Consider the following 18,460-nt stretch of genomic DNA (forward strand, 5'->3'; position numbering starts at 1 on the left):
TGGGTCAGCGCTCGGTGCGTCGGCCGAGCTCGTTGTCGATGAACGCGAACACGTCGTCCGCGGAGGCCTCGCTGAGCCGCTCGCGCGCGGTCTCCTGCTTGGTCGTGCCGCCGTACTGGGCGAGCAGCTTGCGCAGCCGCGCGGCGACGCCCGGCGTTCCCGCGGCGAGCGCGGCCTCGAGCTGGTCGAGCTCCGCGGTGAACGCGGGCCGCTCCTCCTGCGCGCCTGCCAGCAGCCCGTGCAGGTGCCCGGCCAGCTCGACGGGCGTCGGGTAGTCGAACACCAGCGTCGAGGCGAGCTTCAGCCCGGTCGCGGCCGCGATGCTGTTGCGCAGCTCGACCGCGGTCAGCGAGTCGAACCCGAGATCGCGGAACTGCTTGTCCGGCTCGACCTCCGCGGGCGAGGCGTGCCCGAGGACACCCGCCGCGTGCCCGCGCACCAGCTCGACGACGTGCCGCAGCCGGTCCTCGGCGGGCATCGCCGCGAGCGTCGTGGCGAAGTCGGCGCCGGCCGCGGCACCGGCGGTCCGCTTGCCGCCGCGGACCAGGCCGCGCAGCACCGCCGCCACCGGCCCGTCCGACCGGCCGCCGCTGATCCGCGCCGGCACCAGGAACGCCTCGTCGCGCGAGGTGGCGTCGTCGAACAGCCGCATGCCCTCCTCGACGCCCAGCGGCGGCATACCGCCGCGTCCCATGCGTTCCAGGGCCCCGTCCGCGAGATGCGCCGTCATGCCGCTCGACTGCGCCCACGGGCCCCAGGCGAGCGACGTGGCCGGCAGTCCCCGAGCCCGCCGGAACTCGGCGAGCGCGTCGAGGAAGGCGTTCGCCGCCGCGTAGTTGGCCTGGCCCGGCGCGCCGACGATGCCCGAGACCGACGAGTACAGCACGAACGCCGCGAGCTCCTGGTGCTTCGTGGCCTCGTGCAGGTTCCAGGCGCCGTCGACCTTGGGCCGCAGCACGGTGGCCAGCCGCTCCGGCGTGAGCGAGCTGACGATGCCGTCGTCCAGCACACCGGCCGTGTGGACCACCGCGGTCAGGGTGACGCCCTTGACGAGCTCCTCGACCGCCTCCCGGTCGGCGGTGTCGCAGGCCGCGATGGTGACGTCCGCCCCGTGCGCGGTCAGTTCGGCCTGGAGGGCAACGGCTTCCGGGGCGTCGCCGCCGCGGCGCGAGACCAGCAGCAGGCGCTTGACACCCCGTTCGGACACGAGGTGGCGCGCCAGCTCCGCGCCGAGGCCACCGGTGCCACCGGTGATCAGCACCGTGCCTTCCGGATCCCACCGCGTGGTCTCGGCCGTGTCGGTGACGCGGGCGAGCCGGGCGACGAGGACCTGCCCGTCCCGGATCCGCACCTGCGTCTCGCCGGCGTCGATCAGCCCGATCGGCAGCTCGGCCGAGTCGTCGGTGTCGACGAGCAGGAACCGTCCGGGGTTCTCCGACTGCGCCGACCTGACGAGACCCCACACCGTCGACGCCGCGAGGTCGTCGCCGCGCTTGACGAACACCGCCCGCTCGTCCCGCTGCACGATCTCCAGCGCCTGTGCCGCCAGCGCATGCGCTTGCGCGACGTAGTCGTCGCCACCGCTGATCGGCACGACGACCGCCTCGGCCTCGCCGTACCGCGGCGCGGGCACCCACTCCAGGCGGAACAGCGAGTCCTGCTGCTGTTGCGCGGCGAGCGGCGCACCCGTGACGACACTCCGCGCCGAGAAGACCGGTGCGCCTTGCGCGTCGACGGCGGCGACGGATCCGTCGAGGTGCCTGACCCGCAACGTCGACGCGCCGATGGCGTGCAGCGACAGGTCCCGCCACTCCAGCGGAACGTCGTCTGTGAGCATCGCCTGCTGGATCAGCCCGGGGTGCACGCCGTACTGGGCGGTGTCGGCGGCGTCGAGCGACACCTCGGCGAACGTGGCGTCGCCCAGCCGCCAGGTGGCCTCGCCGATCTCGGTGGCACCGGCCGGCGGCCACTCGGTGACCTTCCAGTCCGCCGCGTGCTCACCGTCCACCAGCACGCCGTGCGCCACGCGCACCCAGTCGTCGACCTGTCGCGTGTGGACGGTCAGCGGCCGCTTCCCGTCCTCCGGCGCGCCGACCGACACCTGCACCACGCCCGGCGTGAGCGGACCGGTGACGACCAGCTCCTCGACCAGCCCGCAGCCCACCTGGTCGGCCGCCCGGAACGCGATCTCCGCGAACGCCGCCTCCGGCTGGTGTTCGGTGAGCCGGTTCGTGAAGACCACCGCGTCCGACCCGGCGAGCGCCATCGCGGCGCCCAGCAGCGGGTGGTCCACCGGCCCGAGCCCGACCGCGGTGACGTCGCCGGTCTGCTTGCGCGGCGTCGGCCAGTAGCGGTCGTGCTGGAACGGGTACGTCGGCAGCTTGATCTTCCTGCGCGTGGCGAAGAACGGCCGCCAGTCGACCTCCACGCCCTGCACGAACAACCGGGCCAGCGCCGTCGTCCACGCCGTGACCTCGTCCTTGTCCTTGCGCAGGGCGGGAATCGCGCCGTCGACCAGCGCGCTCAGGACGCCGTCGGGCCCGATCTCGAGGAACGTCGCGTCGCCGATCGCGGCGACGTGGTCCGCGAACCGGACCGCGTCGCGCACGTGCCGCACCCAGTGCTCGGCGGTCGTGACGTCGCCGGACGCGACGACCGGGATCTTCGGCTGCTGGAACCGGATGCTCTTGATCGCCGTGCGGAAGTCGTCGAGCATCGGCTCCATCAGCGGGCTGTGGAACGCGTGGCTGACCCGGAGCCGCCGGTGCTCCCAGTTCCGCGCGATGGCCTCCGCCTCGGCCGCGTCGCCCGCGATGACCACCGCGTCCTCGCCGTTGACCGCGGCGATGCCGACGCGGTCGGTGAGGTGCGGCGCGACCTCGGCCTCACCGGCCCTGACGGCGAACATCGCGCCGGTGGCCGGCAGGGCCTGCATGAGGTTCGCCCTGGTCGTGACGAGCCGGGCGGCGTCCTCGAGGCTGAGCACGCCCGCGACGTGCGCGGCCGCGATCTCGCCGACCGAGTGCCCGGTGACGGTGTCGGCCCGCACGCCGAAGCTCTCCGCGAGCCGGTAGAGGGCGACCTCGATGGCGAACAGCGCGGGCTGCGTCCGGCTGGTGCTGTTCAGCGCCTCCTCGTCGGTGCCCCAGACGACGTCCCTGACCCCGAGGTACCTGTCGGCCTCGTCGAACGCCTCCGCGAACGCCGGGAACCGCTCGTACAGCTCACGGCCCATGCCGAGCCGCTGCGAGCCCTGACCGGAGAACAGGACGGCGAGCTTGCGCTTGACGACCTGGCCCCGCGCGATCTCGGCGCCGTCGAGCAGCACCGCGCGGTGGTCGAACCGCGACCGGTCCAGCAGCGAGAACCCGACCTCCTGGGCGCCGGCCCCGGTGCGCCGGACGAACTCCGCGAGGCGCTCGACCTGCGCGTCCACCGCGGCGGGCGACTTCGCCGACACGATGAACGGCACCTTGCCCACCTCCTCGGCCGTGTCCGCCGTGGGGTCCGTCGCGGGTGCGTTCGCCGGTGTGCCGGCGGCTTCCAGGATCACGTGGGCGTTCGTGCCGGAGATCCCGAACGACGACACGCCCGCCCGCCAGGGCCGGTCCACCTCGGGCCACGGCGTCGCCGACGTCAGCAGCGACACCGCTCCCGCGGACCAGTCCACGTGCGACGTCGGCTCCGTGACGTGCAGCGTGCGCGGCAGGACGCCGTGCCGCATCGCCATCACCATCTTGATCACCGACGCGACGCCCGACGCCGCCTGCGTGTGACCGATGTTCGACTTGAGCGACCCCAGCAGCAGCGGCTCGGAACGGTCCTGGCCGTAGGTGGCCAGGAGTGCCTGCGCCTCGATCGGGTCGCCCAGGGTCGTCCCGGTGCCGTGCGCCTCCACGGCGTCCACATCGGACACCGACAGCCCAGCGGCGGCGAGCGCCGCACGGATCACGCGCTGCTGCGACGGTCCGTTGGGAGCGGTCAGGCCGTTGGACGCGCCATCGGAGTTGACGGCGGAGCCGCGCACGACCGCGAGCACCTCGTGGCCGTTGGCCACTGCGTCGGACAGACGTTCCACCACGAGCACACCGACGCCCTCGGCCCATGCCGTGCCGTCAGCGGTGTCGGAGAATGCCTTGCAACGCCCGTCACGCGCAAGGCCGCCCTGCTGGCTGAACTCCATGAACGTGCCGGGCGACACCAACGTCTGCACGCCGCCCGCGAGCGCCAAGGTGCACTCACCGTTGCGCAGTGCGGACACCGCCATGTGCAGTGCCACCAGCGACGAGGAGCACGCCGTGTCGACCGTGATCGACGGTCCCTCCAGGCCCAGCACGTAGGAGAGGCGGCCGGACACCACGCTGGGCGAGGTGCCGGTGCTCGAGAAGCCCTCGCGCGCCTGCTCGGAGTTGATCACGAGCTGCCCGTACTCCAGGCCGCCGGCGCCGAGGAACACGCCGGTCCGGGAGCCGCGCAACGCGAGCGGGTCGAGGCCGCCGTGCTCCAGCGCCTCCCACGCGGTCTCCAGCACGAGGCGCTGGTTCGGGTCCATCGCGACCGCCTCGCGCGGCGAGATGCCGAAGAACGCCGGGTCGAAGTCCGCGATGCCGCGCAGGAACCCGCCGTGCCCGGTCACCGACTGGCCGTCGCCCTCGCCGACCACGTCGGTGTCCCAGCCGCGGTCGGTGGGGAAGCCGCTGATCGCGTCGCGCCCCGCCGCCACCAGGTCCCACAGCTCGTCGGCGTTCGTCACGTCACCGGGGAAGCGGCAGCCGATGCCGACGATCGCGATCGGTTCGTCGCTGACCGCGGCCGTGAACGTCTCGACCTGAGCGGCGCCGCCGAACAGCTCGGCCACCAGGTGGTCGGCGAGCGCCTGCGGGGTCGGGTAGTCGAACACGAGCGTCGCGGGCAGCGTCAGGCCCGTCGCCGCGTCGAGCCGGTTGCGCAGCTCGACCGACGTGAGCGAGTCGAACCCGAGCTGGCTGAACTCCAGGGCGGGGTCGATGGACGCCGCCGAGCCGTGGCCGAGCACCGCCGCCGCCTCGGTCCGCACGAGCTCGACGAGGCGCTCCGGGCTGATCTGCACCTCGGAGCGGTTCGCCGCGGTGCGCCGGCCGCCGCGCACGAGGTCGCGCAGCAGAGGCGGCACCATGCCGGTGGTGGTGCCGGTGATCACCCTGGCCGGCACGACCTGCGCCGCGTCGACGGTGACCGCCGCGTCGAAGAGCGCCAGGCCGAGCTCCAGCGAGATCGGCGGCATCGAGGACTTCTCCAGCCGTTCGAACGCCGCCGCGTCCATCTGCCCGGTCATGCCGACCTCGGACGTCCAGGCACCCCACGCCAGCGACACCGCGTGCAGGCCGAGGGAGCGCCGGTACTGCGCCAGCGCGTCGAGGAACGCGTTGCCCGCCGCGTAGTTGCCCTGACCGGCCGTGCCGAGCACACCGGACACCGACGAGTACAGGAAGAACTGCGCCTCCGGCACCAGCGTGTGCAGGTTCCAGGCGGCGTCCGCCTTGGGCCGCAGGACGTTCCGGAGCCGTTCGGGGGTCATCGCCGCGATCACGCCGTCGTCGAGCACACCGGCCGTGTGCACGACCGTGGTGACGTCGTGGCCGTTGAGGACGGCTGCCAGCGCATCGGCGTCGGCGGCGTCGCACGCCGCGATGGTGACGATCGCGCCGTGCGCGATGAGCTCGGCTTGCAGCTCCAACGCGCCGGGCGCGTCCAGTCCGCGGCGGCTCAGCAGCAACAGGCTCCGCGCGCCGGACGCGACCAGGTGCCGGGCCAGCTCCGCGCCCAGGCCACCGGTGCCGCCGGTGATCAGGACGGTGCCGGACCAGTCGACGGGCCGCGTCTCGTGCTCGCCGAGCCGCGCCAGCCGTCCGGCGTACGCGATGCCGTCGCGGACGACGAGCTGCTGCTCCTCGCTGAGCAGCATGCCGGGCGTGACGGAGCCGGTCTCGTCGAGGTCGATCAGCAGGAACCGGCCGGGGTTCTCCGCCTGCGCCGCCCGCACGAGACCCCAGACCGCCGCCGCGCCCAGGTCGGTGACCGGCTCCTGGGCGCCGCGGGTGACGAACACCGTGCGCTCGTCGGCGTTCTGCAGGACCTCCAGCACCTCGGTCGTGGCGCGGTGCGCGGCCTCGGCGTCGACGCCGCCGCGGACCTCCACGATCCGCGCGTCGATCCCGGTCGCCTCGCCGAGCTGGGCCGGCACCCAGTCGACCCGGAACAAGGCCTCCCGGACCCGCTGGTCCTGCGGGACTTCCGGCACATGGACGGTCAACGCGCGCACTGACAGCACCGGCTGGCCCTCGGAGTCAGCCGCCGCCACCTCGACCGAGTCACCGTGGCGCGTCAGCCGGACGCGCAGCCGCTCGGGCCCGATGGCGTGCAACGAGACGTCGCGCCACTCGAACGGCACGCCCTCGCCGAGCAGTTCGCCCGTTCCTTCGAGGGCCTGCGCCAGCAGCAGGGGGTGCACGCCGAAGGTCGCGGCGTCGTCCACGCCCTCGGGCAGCGCGACCTCGACGCCCTCGCCGGTGAACTCGGCGTGGAACGGCTCGGTCGCGAGCGTGCCGGTGGCGTGCTCGACCCACGTGTCGCCGTGCTGGGCGTGCACGCTCACCGCGCGCTTGCCGTCCTGCGGCGGTCCGACGCGCACCTGCACGGCGACGGCGTCACGGTCCGGCAGGTACAGCGGCACGGCGGTGGTCAGCCGTTCGACGCGGTCGCAGCCGACGAGGTCGCCGGCACGGATGACGAAGTCGAGGAAGCCGGTCGCCGGGAACGTCTCGCCGAGCCACGGGTGCGTCGACTTCGCGAGTCGTCCGCTCAGCACCAGCTCGTCCGTGCCCGCGACGGTGACCGCCGCGCCGAGGAGCGGGTGTCCGCCCGGCGCCAGGCCGTAGGCCGTGAGATCGCCGGTACGTCCGCCGACCGACGCCTTGGGCCAGAACCGCTCGTGCTCGAACGCGTACGTCGGGACATTGATCTGTACACCCGGCGTCAACACTTGAGTCAAGTCAACATTGATTCCGTCAACATGTACTTGACTGAGTGCGGTGATCAAGCTGTGCACTTCGGTGCGGTCGCGCCGCACCGTCGGCACGCCGTCGACCAGCGCCGACAGCACGCTGTCCGGCCCGACCTCGACGAAGCGCGTGACGCCCTTGCTCTTCAGCGCCTGGACGTTGTCGTGGAAGCGGACGGTGTCGCGGACGTGGCCGACCCAGTACTCGACCGTCGTGACGTCACCCGACGCGGTGATCGGGATCTGCGGCTGGTTGAAGGTGAGGCCAGAGATGGCGGCGCGGAAGTCGTCGAGCATCGGCTCCATCAGCGGGCTGTGGAACGCGTGGCTGACCCGGAGCCGCTTGTGCTTCCAGCGGGCCGCGACGGCCAGCACCTCCTCCTCGTCACCGGCGATGACGACGGAGTTCAGCGCGTTGACCGCGGCGATCCCGACCCGGCCGGTCAGGTGCGGCGCGACCTCGGCCTCGGTGGCCTGGACCGCGACCATCGCACCGCCCGCGGGCAGCGCCTGCATGAGCCGGGCGCGGGCCTGCACGAGCTCGGCCGCGTCGGCCAGGCTCAGCACCCCCGCGACGTGCGCCGCCGCGATCTCGCCGATGGAGTGGCCCGCGAGGTGGGCCGGCTTGATCCGGAACTCCTGCAACAGCCGGAACAGCGCCACCTCGACCGCGAACAGCGCGGGCTGGGCGTTGCCGGTCTGGTTCAGCAGGTCCTCGTCGTCGCCCCAGATGACGCTCCTGAGCCCGGGGTCGAAGTGGGCGAGCACCGCGTCGAACGCGTCCGCGAACGCGTCGAACCGCTCGTACAGCTCCCTGCCCATGCCGAGCCGCTGGGAGCCCTGCCCGGAGAACACGACCGCGAGCGTGTGGTCGCGGGCGATCCCGCTCGCGATCTCGACGCCGTCGAGCAGCACCGCGCGGTGGGCGAAGCGCGACCGCTTCGCCAGCGTGTGAGCCACGTCCACGGGGTTCGCGCCGCTGTCCACGAACGCCTTGACCCGCTCGACCTGGGAGTGCAGCGAGCCAGCGGACTTCGCCGACACGAGCAACGGCACGGCGTCCGCCGCCGGGCCGCCGCTCGGCACCTCCCGCGGGGACGGGTCCGGCGCTTCCAGGATCACGTGCGCGTTCGTGCCGGAGATGCCGAACGACGAGACGCCCGCGCGGCGCGGGCGGTCGACGGCGGGCCACTCGGTGGCCGAGGTCAGCAGCGAGACGGCGCCGGAGGACCAGTCGACGTGCGAGGACGGCGACGTGACGTGCAGCGTCCGGGGGAGCCGGCCGTGCTGCATCGCCAGCACCATCTTGATCACGCCGGCCGCGCCCGCCGCCGCCTGGGTGTGGCCGAGGTTCGACTTCACCGAGCCCAGCAGCAGCGGTTCGGTGCGGTTCTGGCCGTAGGTGGCGAGCAGGGCCTGCGCCTCGATCGGGTCGCCCAGCACGGTGCCGGTGCCGTGCGCCTCGACCGCGTCCACATCGGACGCCGACAGGCCGCCGGAGGCGAGCGCGGCGCGGATGACGCGTTGCTGGGAGGGACCGTTGGGGGCGGTGAGGCCGTTGGAGGCGCCGTCGGAGTTGAACGCCGAACCGCGGACCAGGGCCAGCACCGGGTGCCCCGCGGCGCGCGCGTCGGAGAGGCGTTCCACCACCAGCACCGCGACGCCCTCCGACCACACGGTGCCGTCGGCGGAGTCGGAGAACGCCTTGCACAGGCCGTCCTGGGCCAGCCCGCCCTGGCGGGAGAAGCCGGAGAACGACGTCGGCGTCGCCATCACCGTCACGCCGCCCGCCACGGCCAGCGAGCACTCGCCGCCGCGCAGGGACTGCGCCGCGAGGTGCAGCGCGACCAGGGCGGAGGAGCAGGCCGTGTCGACGGTGACGGCCGGGCCCTCGAGGCCCAGCGAGTAGGAGACCCGGCCCGAGATCACCGACGCGGCCAGGCCGGTGCCCGCGTGGCCTTCCAGGTCCTCGTTGGAGGCCATCACGACGTGCTGGTAGTCCTGCCCGTTGGTGCCGACGAAGACGCCGGTCCGCGAGCCGCGCAACGCGACCGGGTCGATGCCGGCGCGCTCGAACGCCTCCCACGAGGTTTCCAGCAGCAGCCGCTGCTGCGGGTCCATCGCGAGGGCTTCGCGGGGCGAGATGCCGAAGAAGGCGGCGTCGAAGTCCGCCGCGCCGGTGAGGAAGCCGCCGCGGATGGGTTCGGAGGTGTCCCAGCCGCGGTCCGCCGGGAAGGAGGTGATCACGTCCTCGCCGGCGACGAGCACGCGCCACAGGTCCTCCGGCGAGTCGATGCCGCCGGGGAAGTGGCACGCCATGCCGACGATCGCGACGTCATCGCCGTCCACCGTGGAGCGGACCTGCTCCTCGACGACGACGGAGGTGTCGCCGAGGAGCTCGTCGAGCAGGAACCCGGCGAGCGCCAGCGGGGTCGGGTAGTCGAAGACGAGGCTCGCGGGCAGCGCGAGACCCGTGATCGAGGACAGGTGGTTGCGCAGGTCGACCGCGGTCAGCGAGTCGAACCCGATGTCGCGGAACGCCTTGTCGGACGCGACCGCCTCCTTGCCCGCGTGCCCGAGCACCACGGCCGCGCGGGTGCGGACCAGGTCGAGCACCGGTTCCACGCGCTCGTCGGCGGGCAGCGTCCGCAGCGAGCGGCGGAACTCCGCCGCCGCGGAGTCGCTCTCGGCACGGGCGGCGGCGAGCTCGTCGAGCGCCTCGCGGGCGCCGGGCAGCTCCGACATCACCGGGCTCGGGCGCAGGCTCAGCAGCGCCATCAGCAGCTGCGGCGCGCGCAGGTCCGCGACGACGGCCGTCGCCGTGCCGCGCGCGACGAGGTGGCGCAGCGCGGTGATCGCGAGCACCGGGTCGAGCGACGTCGCGCCGACCTGCTTGATGTGCTCGGCGACGCGCGCGTCACCCGCCATGCCGTCGCCGTCCCAGGCACCCCACGCGATCGAGGTCGCGACGTGGCCAGCCTGGCGGCGCTGCTGGGCGATGGCGTCGAGCACCGAGTTCGCGGCGGCGTAGTTGCCCTGGCCCATGTTGCCGACCGAGCCGGCGACCGAGGAGAACAGCACGAACGCGTCGAGGTCCAGGTCGCGCGTCAGCTCGTCGAGCACGAACGCCGACATCACCTTCGACTCGAACACCGCGGTGAACGCGTCGGGCGTCAGGCTGTCGAACATCATGTCGTCGAGCACACCGGCCGCGTGCACGACCGCCTTGACGTCCGGGGTCAGCAGCTCCGCGACGGCCTCCCGGTCCGCCACGTCGCAGGCCACCACGACGGTCTCCGCGCCCAGCGCGGTGATCTCGTCGCGCAGGTCCGCCGCGCCGGGCGAGCCGAGACCGCGCCGGCTCACCAGGACGATCCTCCCGGCGCCGCGCCGGGCGAAGTCGCGGGCCAGGTGCGCGCCGAGGGCACCGGTACCGCCGGTGATCAGCACGGTGCCGGACGGCGTCCACTCCTCGCCGCTCGCCTGCGGCCCGACGACGACGCGCCTGCCGAACACGCCCGCCGGCCTGATCGCGACCTGGTCCTCGTCGGAGGTGAGCACGCTCGCGAACCGCTGCGCGACCCGCTCGTCGATCTCCTCCGGCAGGTCGACGAGACCGCCCCAGCGCTGCGGGTACTCCAGCGCCGCGACGCGTCCCAGACCCCACACGCCGGTCTGCCACGGCTGGGTGAGGGTGTCGTGACGCCCGGTCGAGACCGCGCCACGCGTGATGACCCACAACGGCGCGTTGATGTCGACATCACCCAACGCCTGCACCAGCGCCGTCGTGCCGACGACGGGCGCCAGTTCGTCGAGGTCGTCCAGTGCCAGCAACGAGATGACGCCGGTGTAGCGCTTCTGGGTGAACTCGACGAGCTGCCCGGTCATGTACTCGCGGTCGGCCCACGCCACCTCGAGCACCGTGACGTCGTCGCCGAGCGCGGTGAGCAGCGTGCGGAACCAGGGCTCCTCGGACAACGTCATCGGCACCGCGACGAACCACGAGCCCCGCGCCGGCTTCAGGCCGGTGAGGGGCGTCCACGACTCCTCGTGCAGCCACGAGTCCACAGTGGACTGCGCGGACCGCTTGCGCCGCCACGCCGACAGGCCGGGCAGCACCCCGGCCCAGGTCTCCGGGTCCATGTCGAGGGTCTCGGCGAGCCCGGCGGCGTCCTGCTGCTCGACGGCGGCCCAGAACTCGGCGTCGGCCGGGTCCTGGCCGGCCGCCGGGGCCTGCGCGATCTCCGGCCAGTAGCGCTCGTGCTGGAACGGGTAGGTGGGCAGGTCGATCGTGCGGCCCTCGACCCGCCAGTCGACCTGGACGCCGGTGACGTGCAGGCGGGCGAGCGCGGTCAGCCAGGCGACGGTCTCGTCCCGGTCGCGGCGCTGGGCGGGCACGGCGCCGGTGAGCCCGCTCAGCACGCCGTCGGGGCCGATCTCCAGGAACGCGGTGACGCCCTTGGCCTTCAGCGCCTGGACGTTGTCGTGGAAGCGGACGGTGTCGCGGACGTGGCTGACCCAGTACTCGGGGTCGGTGACGTCGCCGGTGGTCTGGAGGGGGATCTGCGGCGGGTGGAAGGTGAGGTCCGAGATGGCGGCGCGGAAGTCGTCGAGCATCGGCTCCATCAGCGGGCTGTGGAACGCGTGCGAGACCTTGAGGCGCGTGGACCTGCGGCCCTCGAACCGGTCGGCGATCCGCTGCGCCTCGGCTTCGTCGCCCGCGACGACGACGGAGTTCTCGGCGTTGACGGCGGCGATGGAGACGTTCGCGGTCAGGTGCGGGAGGACCTCGGCCTCGGTGGCCTCGATCGCGATCATCGCGCCGGTGGCCGGAAGCGCCTGCATCAGGTGGGCGCGCTCGCGGACCAGCTTCGCGGCGTCGGCGAGGCTCAGCACCCCGGCGACGTGGGCCGCGGCGATCTCGCCGACCGAGTGGCCGGCCAGGTGCTTCGGGGTGATGCCGGCGCTTTCGGCGAGGCGGTAGAGGGCGACCTCCACGGCGAACAGCGCGGGCTGGGCGTTGCCGGTCCGGTCGAGCGCGCCGGCGTCCTCACCCCACATGACGGGCTTGACGTCGAGGTGCTCGGCGACCTCGTCGAGCGCGGCCCGGAAGACCGGCTGGGTCTCGTAGAGCTCCTTGCCCATGCCGAGGCGTTGCGCGCCCTGCCCGCTGAACAGGACGGCGAGCGTCTGGGGCGACGCGACGCCTTCTGCCAGCGTCACGCCGTCGAGCAGCACGGCCCGGTGGTCGAACGTCACGCGGTGGTGCAGCAACGAGTAGGCGACGTCCTGCGGGTTCGCGCCGCTCGCCACGAGGGCGTTGATCCGGTCGATCTGGGCCTGGAGCGCGGCCGGGGACTTCGCCGACACCGCGAGCGGCACCGGGACCTGCTGCCCAGCCGTCTCCTGCCCAGCCGTCTCCTGCCCGGCCGCCTCCGGCCCGCCGGCCGGGATCGATTCCGACTGACCGGCCCCCAGGGGGACGCGGGCCCCCACTCCCATCGTCTCGGAGAGGTCCGACAGTTCCCGGGCGCTCGGGGCGGCCTCGATGATCACGTGGGCGTTGGTGCCCGACAGGCCGAACGACGAGATGCCCGCGCGGTTCGGCCGGTCGACCGAGGGCCACGGGGTGTTCTCGGTCAGCAGCGCCACGTTGCCCGCCGACCAGTCGACGTGCGAGGTCGGTTGCGTGACGTGCAGGGTCTTGGGCAGCACGCCGTTCTGCAGGGACAGCACGAGCTTGATCACGCCCGCGACGCCCGCGGCGGCCTGCGCGTGGGCGATGTTCGACTTGATGGAGCCCAGCAGCAGCGGTTCGGTGCGGTTCTGGCCGTAGGTGGCGATCAGGGCCTGGGCCTCGATCGGGTCGCCCAGCACGGTGCCGGTGCCGTGCGCCTCGACGGCGTCGACGTCCGAGGTGGACAGACCGGCGTTGGCGAGGGCCTGGCGGATCACGCGTTGCTGCGCCGGGCCGTTCGGGGCGGTGAGGCCGTTGGAGGCGCCGTCCTGGTTGATCGCCGAGCCGCGCACGACGGCCAGCACCCGGTGACCGGCCCGCAGGGCGTCGGACAGGCGCTCGACCACCAGCACGCCCACGCCCTCGGCCCAGCCGGTGCCGTTGGCGTCCTCGGAGAACGAGCGGCAGCGCGCGTCGCCGGCGAGGCCGCCCTGGGCGTTGAAGCCGGCGAAGCTCATCGGCGTCGACATCACGGTCACGCCGCCGACCAGCGCCATCGTGGACTCGCCGGAGCGCAGCGAGTTCACCGCCAGGTGCAGGGCGACCAGTGACGCCGAGCACGCGGTGTCGACGGTGAGCGCGGGGCCTTCCAGGCCGAAGGTGTAGGACAGGCGGCCCGAGATGACCGCGGACGACAGGCCGGTGGAGGCGTGCCCCTCGACCTCGTTGCGGGAGCGCAGGACCAGGTTCGTGTAGTCCTGGCCGTTGGTGCCGATGTAGACACCGGTCTTGGTGCCGCGCAACGTGGTCGCGTCGATGCCGGCGCGCTCGACGGCCTCCCACGCGACCTCCAGCAACTGGCGCTGCTGCGGGTCCATGGCCAGGGCCTCGCGCGGGGAGATGCCGAAGAAGCCCGCGTCGAACTGCGTGGCGCCGTGCAGGAAGCCGCCCTCGACGGTCCCGCCCATCGCCTCGGCCTCCCAGCCGCGGTCGCCGGGGAACGTCGTCACGCCGTCGCCGCCGGTGATCAGGAGCTGCCAGAGGTCCTCCGGCGAGTTCACGTCGCCGGGCAGGCGGCAGGCCATGCCGACGATCACGATCGGGTCGTCGTCCCCGGCGTGGCCGTGGGCCACCACGTCGTCGGCCAGGCCCTCGCCGGTCAGCTCGGCGAGCAGGTGTTCGGCGACGGCCTGCGGGGTCGGGTAGTCGAAGATCAGCGTGGCCGGCAGGGACAGGCCGGTGGCGAGCGCGAGGGCGTTGCGCAGCTCGATGGCGGTCAGCGAGTCGAAGCCGAGCGCGCGGAACTCCCGGTCCTCCGCCACGGCGTCGGCCTGGATGACCTTCGCGGCCTCCTCGCGGACGACTGCGACGACGAACGGCAGCCGTTCGGCCGCGGGCATGCCGCTCAGCTTCAGCGCGAGACCGCCGCTGCGGGCGTTCGACGCGGTGCGGCGGCCGGGCCGTGCGCGCTCGGGCACGAACGGCGCGACGAACGCCTCGTCGGACCGGATGGCGGCGTCGAACAGCGCCGGGTCCCAGGTGTCCATGGCCAGCGCCAGGCCCGGCAGGCCGAGGCCGCGGCGGTGGGCGGCGAGCGCGTCGAGGTAGCTGTTCGCGGCCGCGTGCGCTGCCTTGCCGACCGCGCCCACGACCTCGGCGACCGACGTCAGCACCACGAACGGCACGTCACCGCACAGCGTGTGCAGCAGCCACGCCGTGTCGGCCTTGGCCTGCAGCACGGCGTCGAGCCGGTCCGGGGTGAGGGCGCCGATCACGCCGTCGTCGTGCAGATCGGCGGTGTGCACGACCGCCGCCAGATCCTCCACCGAGGACAGGAGCTCGGGCAGGGCGTCCCAGTCGGTGACCGTGACGCACTCGCGCACGCCGGGGATCGCGAGGAGGTGGTCGACGATCTCGGGCGCGTCGCCCGTGACGAGGACCGTGCCGTCCCACGGGCGTTCGATGGCGGTGTGCCGGGGGACGCGCGCGAGCCGTCCGACGCGCACCTCGCCGTCGCGGACCACCGCCTGCGTCTCACCCAGCTCGAACAGCGAGGTGACGCCGTCGGGCAGGGACGACTCGACGTCGAGCAGCAGGAACCGGCCGGGGTGCTCGACCTGCGCGGACCGCACGAGGCCCCACACCGCCGCGGCCGCGACGTCGTCACCGGACACCGCGCCGCGCGTCACGAACACGAGCCGCGTCGACGTGAGCAGCGACTCCTGGATCAGCATCAAGGCCTGCTCGGCGACGAAGTGCGGGTCGTCGTCGCCGATGAGGGGCACCAGCACGGCACCCGGCAGGGAGTCGCCCGCCAGCGAGTCGACGACCCGGACACCGAGTCCGAAGACGTCTTCGCCCAGCACGGCGCAGTCGTTCTCGCCGTGCAGCTCGACCGGCACCCAGTCGAGCCGGGACAGCTCCGTGCGGTGCGTGCTCTCCAGGTGCCGGAACGCGACCACGGCGTCGAGCACCGCGGCCCCGTCGGCGTCGGCGGCGCGCAGGTGGACGCCACCGTCCTGGCCGGACAACCGGACGCGCAGCACCTCGGCGCCGGTGGCGTGCAGCGTGACGCCCCGCCAGTCGGCGGGCTCGCCCTCGACGTCCAGGAAGGACGCCGCGTGCAGGGCGGCGTCGAGCAGCGCGGGGTGGATGCCGAAGCCGGTGGCGTCACCGGTGAGCACGACCTCGGCGAAGATCTCGTCCCCGCGCCGCCAGACCGCGCGGAGGCTCTCGTCGTGGGAGCTGTCGACGACCTTGGCGCCCTTGGGCGGCCACACGTCGATGCCGGTCGGCCGCGTGCCCGTGCCGAGCGTGCCCTCGGCGTGCTTGACCCACTCCTGCTGGTCGAGGCGGGAGTGCAGGGTGAAGCGGCCGTCCGCGCCGACGTGGAGCTGCACCTGGGCCGACCCGCTGCCCGGCAGGTCGAGCGGCTCGACCGTGGTGAGCGACTCGACGGCGCCGTGCCCGGTGAGGTCGGCCGCCTTCAGCGCGAGCTCGACGAACCCGGCCGTCGGGAAGCGGGGCCACTGCGCACCGGACAGCGTGCCGGTGAGGATCAGCTCGCCCGACCCGGCGACGGTCATCGCGGCACCCAGCAGCGGGTGGCCGGCGGGGGACAGGCCGAGCCCGGTGGCGTCGCCGGTGCTGACCGAGACGGACGGCCAGTACGGGGCGTGGTCGAAGGCGTAGGTCGGCAGGTCGACGCGCTTGCCGCCGGGGTAGAACGGCAGCCAGTCGACCGGGGTGCCGCCGACGTGCAGGCGCGCGAGAGCGGTCTCGAACGCCTCGACCTCGTCGCGGTCGCGGCGGACGGCCGGGATGGCGCCCTCGACGAGCGCGGAGAGGACGCCGTCGGGGCCGACCTCCAGGAACGTCTTGGCGCCGAGCGCCTGGACGTTGTCGTGGAAGCGGACGGTGTCGCGGACGTGGCTGACCCAGTACTCGGGGTCGGTGACGTCGCCGGTGGTCTGGAGGGGGATCTGCGGCGGGTGGAAGGTGAGGTCCGAGATGGCGGCGCGGAAGTCGTCGAGCATCGGCTCCATCAGCGGGCTGTGGAACGCGTGGGAGACGCGGAGCCGCTTGTGCTTCCAGCGCTGGGCGACGGCCAGGGTGGCCTCCTCCTCGCCCGCGATGACGACGGACTCGGGGCCGTTGACGGCGGCGATGGCGACACCGGCGGTGAGGTGCGGGACGATGTCGGCCTCCGCGGCCTGGACGGCGATCATCGCGCCACCCGCAGGGAGCCGCTGCATGAGGCGGGCGCGCTCCTGGACGAGTGTCTTGGCGTCGTCGAGGCTGAGGACACCCGCGACGTGCGCGGCGGCGATCTCGCCGATGGAGTGGCCGGCGAGGTGGGCGGGTCGGACCCCGTGGTGCTCCAGCAGGCGGTAGAGGGCGACCTCGAACGCGAAGAGCGCAGGCTGGGCGTTGCCGGTCTGGTTGAGCAGCTCCTCGTCGTCGCCCCAGACGACCTGCCTGAGCTCGGGCGTGGTGCAGGCGTCGAAGGCCTCGGCGAAGACGGGGTGGCGCTCGTGCAGGGCCTTGCCCATGCCGAGGCGCTGGGCGCCCTGGCCGGTGAACAGCATCGCGAGCTCGGTGCGCCTGGCCTGGCCGGTGATCTCGGTGTCGCCGAGCAGGACGGCCCGGTGCTCGAACAGCGCGCGGGTGGTGACGAGGGAGTAGCCGATGTCGCGCGGGTCGCCGGGGAGGCCGCGGACGCGGTCGGCCTGGGCGCGCAGGGAGGTTTCGGACTTCGCCGAGACGACGAGCGGGACGGTGGCCGTGAGCGGCGGCGCGTCGGCTGCCGCCGCGGCCACCGGTTCGGGCGCGGCCTCGATGATCACGTGCGCGTTCGTGCCGGACACGCCGAACGAGGACACGGCGGCGCGGCGGGGACGATCGGACTCCGGCCACTCGCGGGCGGAGGTTACCAGGGAGACGTCGCCGGCGGACCAGTCCACGTGCGTCGACGGCTGCGACACGTGCAGGGTGGCGGGCACGATCCCGTGCCGCATCGCCTGGACCATCTTGATGATGCCGGCAACACCGGCGGCGGCCTGGGTGTGGCCGATGTTCGACTTGACCGACCCCAGCAGCAGCGGCGTCGGGCGGTCGGCGCCGTAGGTGGCCAGGAGGCTGCGGGCCTCGATCGGGTCGCCGAGCGGGGTGCCGGTGCCGTGGGCCTCGACGACGTCCACATCGGACGGTGCCAGGCCGGCGCGGTCGAGGGCGGCGCGGATGACGCGTTGCTGGGCACGGCCGTTCGGGGCGGTGAAGCCGTTGGAGGCACCGTCGGAGTTGACGGCCGACCCGCGCACCACGGCCAGCACGGGATAGCCCAAGGCCAGGGCGTCGGACAGGCGGGCCAGCACCAGCACGCCGACGCCCTCGGACCAGCCGGTGCCGTCGGCGTCGTCGGAGAAGGCCTTGCAGCGGCCGTCCCGCGCCAGACCGCCCTGGCGGGAGAACTCGACCAGGGAACCGGGGGTGCACATGACGTTCACGCCGCCGACCAGCGCCAGCGAGCACTCGCCGCCGCGCAGCGCGTTGACGGCGAGGTGCAGCGAGACCAGGGACGAGGAGCAGGCCGTGTCGACGGTCATCGTCGGGCCCTCGAAGCCGAAGGCGTAGGAGATGCGCCCGGACTCGGCGGAGGCCGCGATGCCGGTGCCGACGTCGCCCGTGGCGTCGTCGAGGCCGCGGATCAGCAGGTGCTCGTAGTCCTGGCCGTTGGTGCCCACGTAGACGCCGGTGCGGGAGCCGCGCAGCGAGGAGGGGTCGATGCCGGCGCGTTCCAGGGCTTCCCAGGAAACCTCGAGCAGCAGGCGCTGCTGCGGGTCCATCGTCACCGCTTCGCGCGGGGAGATGCCGAAGAAGGCCGGGTCGAAGTCGGCCAGGCCGTGCAGGAAGCCGCCTTGCACGGACACGCTGTTGCCGCGGGCGTCCACCCCGCTGCCGAGCAACGAGTCCACGTCCCAGCCGCGGTCGGCCGGGAAACCGGTGATGGCGTCCCTGCCGCTGGACACCAGCTCCCACAGGTCTTCCGGTGACGCGATCCCGGCGGGGAAGCGGCAGGCCATGCCGATGATCGCGACCGGTTCGGTCGCCGCGGATACCAGTTGCCGGTTGGCACGGCGTAGGCGATCGGCCTCTTTCATGGCCGCACGCAGCGCCTCGACAACCTTGTCACTGGAGTTGCTCATGCTTTGCGCTCCGTCAGTCCGAATCCGGCGGTGCTCCCC

The 18,460-nt window shown here is 73.4% G+C and carries 1 protein-coding gene; it reads right to left on the reverse strand.

The genetic code is table 11. The annotated features are described in order from the left end of the window. Nucleotides 1–4 precede the first annotated feature (4 nt). The gene (locus BMW88_RS43725; protein ID WP_089959439.1) at nt 5–18,421 is read right to left on the reverse strand and encodes a type I polyketide synthase; all 18,417 of its coding nucleotides are present in this window, start codon (nt 18,419–18,421) and stop codon (nt 5–7) included. Between the last annotated feature and the right edge of the window lie 39 nt (nt 18,422–18,460).

This window comes from Lentzea xinjiangensis (assembly GCF_900110955.1).
GTDB lineage: Bacteria > Actinomycetota > Actinomycetes > Mycobacteriales > Pseudonocardiaceae > Lentzea > Lentzea xinjiangensis.